Source organism: Mucilaginibacter puniceus (assembly GCF_054783175.1).
On record NZ_BAAGRB010000003.1, the window covers coordinates 35,153 to 47,782 of the forward strand.

13 protein-coding genes are annotated in these 12,630 nt (G+C 40.7%); 10 read left to right on the top strand and 3 right to left on the bottom strand.

The genetic code is table 11. The features are described 5' to 3' along the window. The first annotated feature begins 149 nt into the window (after positions 1 to 149). From ACYVJ6_RS13780 to ACYVJ6_RS13815, 8 genes are all read left to right on the top strand, one after another. The gene (locus ACYVJ6_RS13780; protein WP_460694670.1) at positions 150 to 1,193 is read left to right on the top strand and encodes an LLM class flavin-dependent oxidoreductase; all 1,044 of its coding nucleotides are present in this window, start codon (positions 150 to 152) and stop codon (positions 1,191 to 1,193) included. Between the two features lie 71 nt (positions 1,194 to 1,264). After that, positions 1,265 to 1,999 carry an acyl-CoA desaturase gene (locus tag ACYVJ6_RS13785; protein ID WP_460694671.1) on the top strand — a complete coding sequence of 245 codons (735 nt, stop codon included), beginning with the start codon at positions 1,265 to 1,267 and terminating at the stop codon, positions 1,997 to 1,999. A gap of 93 nt (positions 2,000 to 2,092) precedes the next feature. Continuing rightward, on the top strand, positions 2,093 to 3,349 hold the full coding sequence (locus ACYVJ6_RS13790; protein WP_460694672.1) for a pyridoxal phosphate-dependent aminotransferase: 1,257 nt from the start codon (positions 2,093 to 2,095) through the stop codon (positions 3,347 to 3,349). A gap of 161 nt (positions 3,350 to 3,510) precedes the next feature. Then, positions 3,511 to 3,684, top strand: a complete 174-nt coding sequence (locus ACYVJ6_RS13795; RefSeq protein ID WP_460694673.1) for a hypothetical protein — start codon at positions 3,511 to 3,513, stop codon at positions 3,682 to 3,684. A gap of 146 nt (positions 3,685 to 3,830) precedes the next feature. Continuing rightward, positions 3,831 to 4,448, top strand: a complete 618-nt coding sequence (locus ACYVJ6_RS13800; protein ID WP_460694674.1) for a hypothetical protein — start codon at positions 3,831 to 3,833, stop codon at positions 4,446 to 4,448. Beyond that, positions 4,445 to 4,747 carry a winged helix-turn-helix domain-containing protein gene (locus ACYVJ6_RS13805; RefSeq protein WP_460694675.1) on the top strand — a complete coding sequence of 101 codons (303 nt, stop codon included), beginning with the start codon at positions 4,445 to 4,447 and terminating at the stop codon, positions 4,745 to 4,747. The genes ACYVJ6_RS13800 and ACYVJ6_RS13805 overlap by 4 nt, the downstream gene beginning before the upstream one ends. Before the next feature lie 56 nt (positions 4,748 to 4,803). Beyond that, positions 4,804 to 6,153 (top strand): cell envelope integrity protein CreD, encoded by a 1,350-nt coding sequence (gene creD / locus ACYVJ6_RS13810; protein ID WP_460694676.1) that lies wholly within the window; start codon positions 4,804 to 4,806, stop codon positions 6,151 to 6,153. A 111-nt stretch (positions 6,154 to 6,264) separates the two neighbouring features. Beyond that, complete coding sequence (locus ACYVJ6_RS13815) at positions 6,265 to 7,191, top strand: DOMON domain-containing protein (protein WP_460694677.1); 927 nt, start codon at positions 6,265 to 6,267, stop codon at positions 7,189 to 7,191. Positions 7,192 to 7,282: 91 nt separating this feature from the next. On the opposite strand, the gene ACYVJ6_RS13820 is transcribed toward ACYVJ6_RS13815, so the two are convergent. Next, on the bottom strand, positions 7,283 to 8,002 hold the full coding sequence (locus ACYVJ6_RS13820; protein ID WP_460694678.1) for a hypothetical protein: 720 nt from the start codon (positions 8,000 to 8,002) through the stop codon (positions 7,283 to 7,285). 56 nt (positions 8,003 to 8,058) lie between these two features. On the opposite strand from ACYVJ6_RS13820, the gene ACYVJ6_RS13825 reads away from it, so the two are divergent. After that, positions 8,059 to 8,766, top strand: a complete 708-nt coding sequence (locus ACYVJ6_RS13825) for an SAM-dependent methyltransferase (protein ID WP_460694679.1) — start codon at positions 8,059 to 8,061, stop codon at positions 8,764 to 8,766. 3 nt (positions 8,767 to 8,769) lie between these two features. Next, complete coding sequence (locus tag ACYVJ6_RS13830) at positions 8,770 to 10,368, top strand: FAD-dependent monooxygenase (RefSeq protein WP_460694680.1); 1,599 nt, start codon at positions 8,770 to 8,772, stop codon at positions 10,366 to 10,368. A gap of 231 nt (positions 10,369 to 10,599) precedes the next feature. Here ACYVJ6_RS13830 and ACYVJ6_RS13835 read toward each other — a convergent pair whose 3' ends face one another. Further along, complete coding sequence (locus ACYVJ6_RS13835; RefSeq protein ID WP_460694681.1) at positions 10,600 to 11,298, bottom strand: LytR/AlgR family response regulator transcription factor; 699 nt, start codon at positions 11,296 to 11,298, stop codon at positions 10,600 to 10,602. Positions 11,299 to 11,304: 6 nt separating this feature from the next. Beyond that, the gene (locus ACYVJ6_RS13840; protein WP_460694682.1) at positions 11,305 to 12,612 is read right to left on the bottom strand and encodes a sensor histidine kinase; all 1,308 of its coding nucleotides are present in this window, start codon (positions 12,610 to 12,612) and stop codon (positions 11,305 to 11,307) included. Between the last annotated feature and the right edge of the window lie 18 nt (positions 12,613 to 12,630).

Here is a 12,630-nt window from a genome sequence, read left to right on the forward strand (position 1 = left end):
AACCATATCGGGCTGGCCTACACCGCATCCTTCGACAAGCTCAGGATGACATCCGAATTGGTTGGTTTTATGTAACCCCAATGCCATAATACGGCATTAGCTTCGCCAACTACAACCTTGCCTGTATTTTTGCGTTCTATACAAACAATATGGACACAAAAAATATCCGCTTAAGCGTATTGGATCAATCGCCGGTGAGGAAAGGCGTAACTGCCGAGCAGGCCGTACAGGAAACCATCGCGTTAGCAAAATATACAGATGAATTAGGCTTTTACCGTTTTTGGGTATCAGAGCATCATAATACCGGTAGCCTGGCAGGTTCAACGCCCGAGGTACTAATAGCATACCTGGCATCGCAAACTAAAAATATACGTGTTGGATCGGGTGGCGTAATGATGCCCAACCACAGCGCGCTAAAAGTTGCCGAAAACTTCAGGATGCTGGAAGCGTTAGCACCGGGCCGTATTGATCTGGGCATGGGCCGCGCACCGGGTACGGATCGTATAACTGCTTCCATGCTCAACCCATCCAACCAATTCAGGGAGCAGGATTTTGTAGAACAGTTGGCAGACCTGGTTAACTATTTTCATGACCGTGCCGTTCCGGGAACTATTCAGCAAAAAATAAGGGCCATACCGCAGGTAAAAACAGTACCGGCCATGTGGCTGCTAAGTTCAAGCGGACAAAGCGGTTTATTTGCCGGGCATTTTGGTATGGGCTTTTCGTTCGCGCATTTTATAAATCCCGTGGGTGGCGCGCAGGCGGTAAAGATGTATAAAGAGCGCTTTCAACCATCTGATGATCTGAAAGAGCCACAAGCCAACATGGCCATATTTGTTTTTTGCTCAGAAGATGAAGAAAAGATAGCGCAACATAAAGCTATAATGGATTACCGTTTTATACAATTTGAAAAAGGCGCGGGTATATTACCATTAGGCTATGATGATGTAAAAGATGCAGAATATACCTTGCCCGAACAGGACCGCATACGTTACAATCGCCAGCGCGTGGTTGCCGGCACACCCGCTATGGTAAAAGAGCGTTTAAGCAACCTGGCCGAAAGCTATGGTGTGGACGAAATTATTGCCGTAACCATTGCCGAAGATTTTAATGACAGGCTGCAATCGTATAAATTATTAGCCGAACTATTTAAGTTACAAAACATACCGATTAATAATTCGTTTACTATTTAGCGGTCAAAGCATTAATTGTATCTTTGCCGATTATAATATTATAACAACACCCAATTAATAATACCCAATACGTGATCATATTAGCCTTCTTTTTAGCGCACTGGTTTCTGTCGCTGTTCTTTCAAACATTCTATTTACACCGGTATGCTTCACATAAAATGTACGTTACCAGCAAATTTATGGAGCGTGTATTTCATTTCCTGACTTTCTTTTTCCAGGGGTCGTCTTTTTTAAACCCGCGTGCTTATGCTATAATGCACCGCGAGCATCATGCTTACAGCGATACCGAGAAAGACCCTCATTCACCTCATTTTTTCACAGATGTTTTCCAGATGATGTGGCGTACGGCACAAAGCTATAAGTTATATGAAAAACGCTTAAAGGAACCTGATGCGCAGTTTGCCGGCAATATTCCCGAGTGGAGATTGATAGATTATTGGGGATCAACTTACGCTTCACGCCTGTTGTTTATGGCAGGATACACTGCTTTTTACATCGCTTTTGCAGAATATTGGTGGATGTACTTATTATTACCTATCCATTTTATAATGGGTCCCATACATGGCGCTATTGTAAACTGGTGCGGACATAAATACGGCTATTCAAATTTCGACAATGGCGATAAATCAAAAAACACCACACCGTTTGACTTTTTTATGTTGGGCGAATTATTTCAAAACAATCACCATAAGCGCCCTAACAGCGCCAATTTTGGTGCAAAATGGTTTGAGATAGACCCCGTATACCCGGTAATGAAGGTATTGCATTGGATAAGGATAATCAAATTACGTAAAGCCTATTTATAACGAAAAGGTAAAAGCAGAAAGCTAAAAGCTATCTGCATATTATAAAATTAAAGCTTTAAGCTTTGGTCTTTTAGCTTTCACCTCTACAAAAAAATGAAAGTATCTGCATTAGCCCAAAACCTGCGCGGCTCTGAAATTATAAAAATTGCCGGCGAGATCAACGAATTAAAACGCCAGGGGCAAAATATTGCCAACCTAACCATTGGCGATTATGACTCGAACATCTACCCTATTCCTGATGAATTAAAACAAGGGATTGTGGCTGCCTATGCCGAAAATCAAACCAACTATCCACCTGCAGATGGTGTATTAGCCCTGCGTGAAAGTGTATCCGTGTTTTTAAAGAATCGTTTAGGCTTAAACTATGGCGCTCATGAGATATTAATTTCCGGCGGTTCTCGTCCGCTCATATATTCAACCTTTTTAGCCGTGGTTGATCCCGGTGATAAAGTAGTTTTCCCGGCACCCTCATGGAACAATAACCACTATTGCGATTTGCTGAAAGCCGAAGGGATTATGGTGCAAACCACTGCCGAGAATAATTTTATGCCTACGGCAGATGAGCTGCGCCCGCATATAAAAGGCGCGGCTTTGTTGGCATTATGTTCGCCTTTGAACCCTACGGGCACCATGTTTGACAAAAAGGATCTGGAAGAAATTTGCGACCTGGTAATTGCCGAAAACAAAACCCGCGCTGCAGATGAAAAACCTTTATACTTTTTATACGACCAAATATACTCTCAACTAACTTTTGGCGATAACCAACATTTTGACCCGGTTACTTTACGCCCCGAGTTAAAGGACTATGTGATATTTATCGACGGTGCATCTAAATGTTTTGCGGCTACCGGTGTACGTGTAGGCTGGGGTTTTGGACCGGAAAAGGTTATCAATAACATGAAAGCTATTGTTGGCCACATGGGTGCTTGGTCGCCTAAGGCCGAGCAGGTGGCTATGGCCAAATACCTTTTGGATGATACTGCCGTAACCCAATATTTAGATACCTTAAAATCGCGCGTACAAGCCAGCTTGAATGCATTGCACAAAGGTTTTCAGCAATTAAAAACTGATGGCTTCGCGGTAGATTCTATAGCACCAATGGGAGCTATTTATTTAACTATTAAAATTGATGTTGCCGGCAAAAGTACACCTGATGGCACTATATTGAAAAACTCTGCTGATATCAACTTCTATCTCATCAAAGAAGCCAGGATAGCTTTTGTGCCATTCTCGGCTTTTGGTACGTGCGATGATGTAAACTGGTTTAGGGCATCTGTAGGGGCTTGTACTTTACAGGATATTGAGCAAGCAATTCCGCGTATTAAAGAAGCCTTGGCTAAGTTAGTTTAGTTGGGTTTTACCTGATACGTTTAACGTTATACGTATGGTGTTCCATTTTGCGAAAGTGGAACACTTTGGAACATTATGGCATGAAACAATAATTTAACAATTACTTAACCCTGATATAGTTAATATTGCCGATATTTATATAAACCTAATATACCATTATTATGGAGATAAATTATTGGTGGATAGCACCGATTGCAATAGCTGTTATTGTAATGATCGTCTGGGTACTTAAGCGCGACCAAAAAGACAAAGATGATTTTGTTCAGGATATCATCGAATCAGAATTACATGCTGAAAAACATGACGGTGAGCGGGATAAAGAAGTGAAGCCGTAAATCCCAAGTTCTCCATGCGTCATTACGATCCGCCTAAAGCAGGAGGAATGGTAATCTCTCTACATAAATTAGTTAACTAATTTTTTAAGCAAATATTTGCACATATAAATATTTATCCATTACTTTGAACAACAAAGTACTTTTAAGTGAAAAAAGAAGAAATACAGGACGATCTGGCTTCCATCCGCAGTTTGATGGAGCGTTCATCAAAGTTTGTTTCCCTTAGCGGATTATCGGGCATATTAGCCGGTGTTTATGCTTTAATAGGTGCTGCAGCTGCCTACTGCATCATGGATCATCCCTCTTTAAACTATAGTGATGTTACTTTTTTGCAATTTCTTCATGCATTACCCTATTTGATATGGATAGCTATAGTTGTTTTAATAACATCGGTAGCTACAAGCGTTATATTAAGTTACCAAAAAGCCAAACGTAATGGACAGCCTATTTGGGGCAATACCAGCAAAGCCTTATTATTTCATATGGCGGTACCCCTGTTAACGGGCGGGTTGCTCATACTTATATTTTTATATAACGGATATTTTGGTACAGCCGCACCTGCAATGCTGGTATTTTATGGCCTGGCACTTATTGGGGCAAGCAATTTTACTTTTACTGATATAAAGTACTTAGGTTTATGCGAAATTATACTCGGCCTGATAGCCGCCTGCCTGCCGGGATATGGCCTGGTATTTTGGGCCATTGGGTTTGGCGTTTTGCATATAGTGTATGGTAGTGTGATGTATTTAAAATACGATAAGTGAAAATTCCTTTTGAAAAATTAGATAAAGCTTTTGAGAACCGTATACGTTTACAAATTATGAGTGTACTGGTTGCCAATCAACGTTATGATTTCAACTCATTGAAAGAGTTGCTGGATATTACTGACGGTAACCTGGCATCGCATTTAAAGGGGTTGGAGAAAGAGGAATATATTTTGGTAAACAAATCATTTTTGGGCCGTAAGCCTAATACCAATTACGAAGCAACTAACAAGGGCAAAAAAGCTTTTAAAGATCATTTGGATGCTTTGGAACAATTAATAAATTCAGCTAAAAATTAAACCTATATTTTTTTATCCAATTACTTTGAAATACAAAGTACTTTTAAATAATAATTATGATACAACAACCTCAAAAACCACAAGGATTATTAAACTGGCTCCAGGAGTCGGTTACGGTTAAATTAATGTTTATTGGCTTGCTAACCATACTGTTGCTTATACCATCATTACTGGTAACTAATTTAATTGATGAGCGAAGCCACCGACAGGAAGAGATGGAGCAGGACATTTCAGATAAATGGTCGGGCAGCCAGCTAATACAGGGGCCAGTGTTGGTAATACCCTATAAAAAATTTGTTAAAGAAAAGGATGCCAATAATAAAGATGTTACCAAAGAGACTATTGAGAATGCCTATATATTACCGGGTGCATTAAATTTTAATTCGACCGTTAAATCAAAAATATTAAACCGGGGCATTTTTGAAACGGTGGTATATAACACCGTAGTTAAGGTTGATGGGGATTTCAAAGCCGAATTAGCCAAGCTTTCTATAATCCCCGAACAGTTATTGCTGAATAAAGCTAAAATAACGTTCAGTATATCTGACCTGAAGGGATTAAAAACCAACCCTAACATTAAAGCAAATAACCAAAACATACAGGCCGAACCTGTTTTTAATGAAAAAGGACTATTTAGTAACGGTTTGCAGGCTAACGTTGACCTTAGCGGAACTATTGATAAAACAATCCCTTTTGATTTTATCCTGGACCTTAAAGGCAGCCAGGAACTTCGCTTTTTGCATAGCGGTAAAACCACTACGGTAGATGTATCCGGCGACTGGAAAACCCCAAGTTTTGACGGGCGCTATTTACCCGATGACAGAAAAGTAGATGACAAAGGGTTTACCGCCAAATGGCGCATGTTATACTTTAACCGCCCGTTTGCACAGCAATGGGCCAATAATGATACCCTGCTTAATGATATGCATAACCACGAGGACGCCCTGTTTGGTGTAAAGTTAAAATTACCGGTTGATCAATATCAAAAAACTATGCGTACCAGCAAGTATGGCATTTTGATCATCCTGCTCACTTTCATCTCATTGTTTTTAACAGAGATGATCAGTAAACAAAAAATACATGTGTTTAATTATATTCTGATAGGCGCCGCGCTGGTTATTTACTACACCCTGCTACTGTCATTTGCCGAACAGGTAGGCTATAATTGGGCATACCTTATTGCCTCCGCAGCTACTATAACATTGGTAGCAGGCTTTATTGCATCTTTGCTCAAAAACAAAAAGTCGGCTATATTATTTACCATTATCCTAACCATATTTTACATATTTATTTATGTGATTATACAATTAGAGGATTTGGCTTTGCTGATAGGAAGCGTCGCGCTATTTATTGTAGTATCCATATTAATGTACTTCTCCAGAAAGATAAATTGGGATAAGCATTAGTTTTTTAAAAAGCTCCCGATATGGGCAGCTTTTTAAAATTAGATTGTAACATTAATAGCTTAAATTTGTCATATTATAATAATAATAAACCTATTTAAAGCGTTAAGTGGCATGAAATCTTTGCAAACAATCAACAAAATATCTTTAGTAATACTGGCTACAGCGGCAGGTTTATCTGCGCAAGCACAAAAATTACCTAATGTACAGGAAGCCAGCGTTTGGGCACCGGCCAATGTTAAAGTTGATGCCCGTTTAACCGACTGGGGCGATAATTTACAAGCCTATAATAAAACCATTGGTGTAAACTATACACTGGCTAATGATGATAAAAACCTTTACCTGGCTATTAAAGCGACAGACCAGGCCATAACCAGTAAGATCACCGCGGGTGGTATTAACCTGGCTATTAATACCGACGGTAAAAAAAGTGAAGAAAATGCTTACATCATTAGTTTCCCGCTGGTAGATGTCAATAGCTTTCGTAACCAAATGTCTTCTTTCCGCGGATCGCGCGGTGGTGGTGCACCTACAGAACTGGATTCGGCAGCTATAGATAAAATGCGCAAAGACGCGGTTAAAACATTTAAAGAAATTAAACTGGTTGGCTTTAAAGATATTGCGGATAGTGTAGTATCTATATATAATGTATATGGTATTAAGGCTGCTGTTGACTATGATGATAAAGGTGCCATGATATGCGAAATGTCTATCCCGCTTAAATATTTTAACACCTCTACATCAAAACCCGAATTTGCTTACAACCTTAAACTAAATGGCCTTGACATTAGCGCTATGATAAACAGCATGATGGCCGGAGGCGGTATGCCGGGTGGTGGCGGCGGCTTCGGTGGTGGAGGCGGCGGCTTTGGCGGCGGCGGCGGCTTCGGTGGCGGAGGCGGCGGCTTCGGTGGTGGTGGCGGCGGCTTTGGTGGCGGCGGAGGCGGTATGCGTGTGCGCGGTATGGGTGGCATGGGCGATATGCAGGGCATGACAGCACCAACCGATTTTTGGGGTAAATATACCCTGGCAAAAAAATAAATATAATAGGAAATATAGAAAAGGCCTTGCTTTTAAAAGCGAGGCCTTTTGCGTTTCATCTGCACATCTGCATATCCTCACATTTGCACATCTACGCAGCCGCGTCTGATATAAATTTTACTAAACTACGTTTGGCTATCGGCAATAAAGTTTGCTCCAGCGGGAAAGTAATATCTGTATACACATAATATACCGCCGGGTTGGGCAGGTGCTTTCGGCTTTTAATCAGGTTCAGTTTGATAGTTTCGGGGGTGTTAGCCAAGCTATGCTGGTAGGTATCCACCAGGCTTATGTTAATGCCGCGGTATTTATCGTCTTTGCCCTCAAAAATGGTCAAATGGTACTCATATACCCAATTAGTATTTTCGTTGCCGTTACGCAGCGAAAAATAGCCACTAAAGGGCACTAGCGGTACAATGCCTACAGGGTCAATACTCAAACGGCTCTCTACAAAATCATATATCTCTTTACCGGTTTGTATAGCAGGGTCCATTTTGTCGATCGCGTAAGTGATGATGCGCTCGATCTCCAGCATGGTGCTGTCATCCTCCACTATTTTTTGATAGGTCAATTTTACCGCATCAATATCTGCCTGCGTTAACCGTTGCGGAAATGCCTGCTGCAGCATGGTTTTATTTTGCTTAAAGTAGCGCAGGTTATTGTAATGATACACCAGGTCGCTTAGGTTGGGATATAATTTACTCTTATCAAAATGGCGGTTTATCTCCTGCAAATAATCCAACAGGATATATTTTTTATACTCAAAATCTATTGAACCTTCAATAAACCAATTAATACCTAATGATTTCATAAAGACATTATCCTTTCATGCCCATTAAATTAAACAAAAATGAGCAATTTTGCAATATGCCCACCGGAACCCTTTTTTTAATACCCGTACCGCTTGCCGAAGACGCGGCAGCAAAATCATTTACGCCATTTTTAACTGATACCATTAATAGCTTAAAGGAGTATATTGTGGAGAATGAAAAAACCGCGCGCCGCTTTTTAAAACTGGCCGGGCTTAAAACTCCGCAAAGCGAACTGGTGATACATGATTACGGCAAGTACAGCCGCGATAGCATTAAATCATTTTTTGTAGGATTAAACAGCGGTAAGGATGTAGGTTTAATGAGCGAGGCTGGCTGCCCGGGCGTAGCAGATCCCGGCGCAGAGATAGTAGCCGAAGCACATAAACGAGGTATTAAGGTAGTGCCCTTAGTTGGCCCAAGTTCCATTTTATTGGCGCTGATGGCATCCGGTTTTAACGGGCAAAGCTTTACCTTTCATGGTTATTTGCCTATTGATAAGGTGCTGCGCAGCAAACGTATTAAAGAACTGGAAGGTTTATCGGACCGATTGAGCCAGACACAGATATTTATTGAGACCCCTTTCCGTAATAACCCCATGCTGGAGGAGATATTAAAAAGCGGGCATCCTAAAACGAAGCTATGTATTGCCTGCAACTTAACCGCTTTGGACGAAATGGTGCAAACTAAAACCATAGCCGAGTGGCAGGCCAACGTGCCCGATCTGCATAAAAAGCCAACTATTTTCCTGTTATCGCGTATTTAATAAATGGCATTAACGGGGCAACATACCAAAGTTTTAATAGTAGGCGCGGGCCCTTCGGGTTTAATGATGGCTGCGCAGCTATTGCGCAATGGTGTGCAACCTATAATTATCGATAGCAAGCAAGGGCCAACCAACCAATCAAAAGCATTGGCGGTGCAGGCACGGTCGTTAGAGATATATAGGCAGATGGGTGTCGTTGCCCGTGTATTACACGGTGGCAAACAGGCAGGCGGCGTAGTTTTTAATGCTGATGAAAAAAAAATGGCCGAACTATCGTTAGCCAATGTTGGCGAAGGTGAAACAATGTTCCCGTTTGTGTTTCTTTATCAACAAAGTAAAAACGAGCGCCTTTTATTAGAGTATTTAACACAAAATTGCTGCCCGGTTTATTGGGATACCAGCCTAGTTAGCCTGACTCAAAATGGTAAACAAGCTGAGGTACAACTACAGTCAGTTGCCGAAACCATGATGCTTACCTGCGATTGGGTAGTAGGTGCCGATGGATCGCATAGTGCGGTACGTAAAAAATTAAGCATTCCATTTACAGGCGACTCCTACCAGCATACCTTTTTTCTGGCGGATTTGGAACTGGACAATCCCAAGATCAATGGCGACAAAGTACAATTATACTTAGCTAATAATGGCTTCGCCGGATTTTTCCCAATGCCCGAAGCTAACTGTTTCCGTATTATCGGAAATCTTACGCCGGATATAGAAAACAAGAACGAGCTTGCACTTGAAGATGTATTGCCGCATTTAAACAGCATTACATCGACATCTATAAATGTGGTTAATAATAATTGGTTCACCACCTATAAATTGCACCACCGCATGGCAGATGATTTTAGACGACAGCGTTGTTTTTTAATAGGCGATGCGGCGCATATCCATTCGCCGGTTGGCGGGCAAGGGATGAATACCGGCTTGCAGGACGCTTATAATTTAGGCTGGAAACTGGCAGGGGTAATAAACGGACAAATTAAAGAAACTGTTTTAGAAAGCTACGCTATCGAGCGTATGCCGGTAGCTAAAGAGTTATTAAATACTACTGATAAAATATTTAAGGTGATAGCCTCTCAGGGCTGGTTGTCGCTATTATTCAAAAGATGGTTGATGCCACCCATACTCAAATTTGTATGGAACAGTAAAAATTTGCGCGAATTATTTTTTAAACGATTGGCACAGATAAATATCAGCTACCGTGATAGCAATATAAATTTACACCTAAGCAATGCTACCCAAATAAAAGCCGGCGACCGACTGCCCTATTTTAAAGTATTTGACGAAAAGAAGCAAGAAGAAACCGACCTGCATGAATGGTGCAGCAAACCGGGCTTTACGTTTATTGCATTAGGTACATTGAAAGAGATAGACTTATTTACCCTGGCTAAATGGCTAACGCAAAATTACCCCGGGCTCATCAACTTTTTTTACCTGCCGCCATCAGCCAAAAACCAGGAAATATTTGATGCCTTTGAAATTGCAGCCGGCAAGAAAAAGGCCCTTATAGTCAGACCGGATATGCACATAGGTTTAATAAACGATGTGGTGGATATTGATATGATGGATAATTACCTAAAAAACGTAATTGGAATAAAATAAAAAAAGCGTCCCGGTTGTTCCGGAACGCTAACCAAGTAACAGGTTGTAATAGTGCACCAATTAGCACGTATTACCAGAGGGGTATTACATTATGTACTGTTATGAATAATGTACAAATAATAGGGGTATCTTTTTTTCAATATAAATATCGGGCTAATTGAAAGCTGCCGCTAAGAAGTGTCGGTGAATAGCCTTTTTGTGTCGACAAATGGGATAGGAGAATTTAAAAAATTACTTTTTTCCCCAATTTTTAATAAAATCAGTGTAGCTGTCGCTAATAGGCAACTGTACAGTACCTATGTAGGCCTTACGGTTTTGAATAGCTCTTACCTTGTTTACTGCCACTGCATAGCTACGATGAATGCGCTGAAACTGATCGGCGGGCAGTTTTTCAAGTATCTTTTTTAATGGCATAAGGGTAAGTATGGTAGGCTGGTTATGCTGATGTATTTTTACATAATCTTCCATACTCTCAATATATTCAATATCCTTCAGGTCAATTTTTACCATGCGGTACTCTGAGTACACATATAAGCTTTCGGTATTATCTTCGGCCGGGACGGTATTTTTATATTTATGGTATTCCAGGGCTTTGTCAACTGCTTTTGAAAAACGGTTAAAATCAATTGGCTTCAACAAATAATCCATGGCCTCCAGTTCAAACCCTTCGTAAGCGTAATTTTTATACGCCGTAGTAAATATAACCATGGGTCTATTCTCCAATGACCGCACCAGTTCAACACCGGTTATATCGGGCATATTAATATCAACAAATAATAGGTCAACTGTACCCTTTTTTAAAAATTCGGCACCTGATAAGGCATCATCAAATGTATGCAGTAATTGTAGCTCGGGGATACGGGCTACATAATTCTTTATCAGTTCTAACGCCAAAGGCTCATCATCAATAGCTATACATTTTAGCGGCATATAAATTTATGATTGAAGCGTTAAACTAACCTTATACTCTTTACTGTCGTTTACAATATCTAAAATGTATTTGTCGGGGTACAAATGTTTAAGGCGCTGCACGGTATTTTTTATACCGATACCGGTACTTGGATTTTCTGTTTCGCCTTTATTAATAAACACCAGGTTCTCACAAAAAAATGAGATACTTATATCCGACACTTCAATTTTTATAAATATAGGCGAATGCTCTCTTTTACTTATCCCATATTTAAATACATTTTCAACAAAGGTCATCAATACCAAAGGGGCTATAACTTTACGTTTGGGGTCGCCAGATACTGTAAACTCAATCGGCGAGTTTTTGCCAATACGTAACCGTTGTAACTCAATGTAATCATTTATACAATCTATCTCGCTTTGCAATGGTACAAAATCGTGGGTTACATCATCTGTAACATAGCGCATAATGTTTGATAGCTTCATTACACTATCGGCCGCATTCTCGCTCCCGGTTAATATCAACGAGTAAATATTGTTTAGCGTATTAAACAAAAAATGAGGATTTATCTGCGCTTTTAAAAACGACAGTTCGGCGCTTGCCTTATCAGCTTCGGCCTGCGCTATCCGGCGCTCGGTAAGCTTCCATTGCTGTACGGTTTTTGATGCCGTGCTTAATGCCATTATTAATATAAAAATAAATGTACTGGTATAACCCATAGGGTACCAGCGCGGCCCTGCACCAAATTCGCCGCGGCCACGGCCACCCAGACCTCGTTCAAAGCCACGGCCACCACCTGGTCCGCGTTCGCCCGTACGAGGTGCTCCTCTCCATTGTCTTCCTTCGCCAATATTAGCTCTTTCACTGCTGTCGCTTCTTCCGCCTCTCCATTGCGTTTCTTCGCCAATGTTTGCTCTTTCACTGCTGTCGCTTCTTCCGCCTCTCTCTTCCCATCGCTCAAATCCTTGCTCAGTTGGCCTACCGTTACCTGGTTGCGCTCCAAATTGTTCTGTTATCCAATGAGTAAAACTGGCCCGCATTAATTGGTCAAATGGCCGCAAAAAGTAAACACAGATAAATAGCAATAAGGTGATAAAGCTATATTGAAGGTATTTTCTTTTTAATAGTAAACGTGGTATTAAAAAATAAACGTTTATATAAAAAAGCGAGATATAGGTAAGACAAAAAATCCAATAAGAAGAGTCTTTTAAAACCCATAATGAATTACTCGCGCTGCCATAGGGGCCGCCATTTAAAAACAATAGCGGCAAAGCCATAAATAATAGCCAGGCCGCAACATGTATTATAATTTTATATACTTTAAATCCAGACATATTACAAAGCAACGTTAT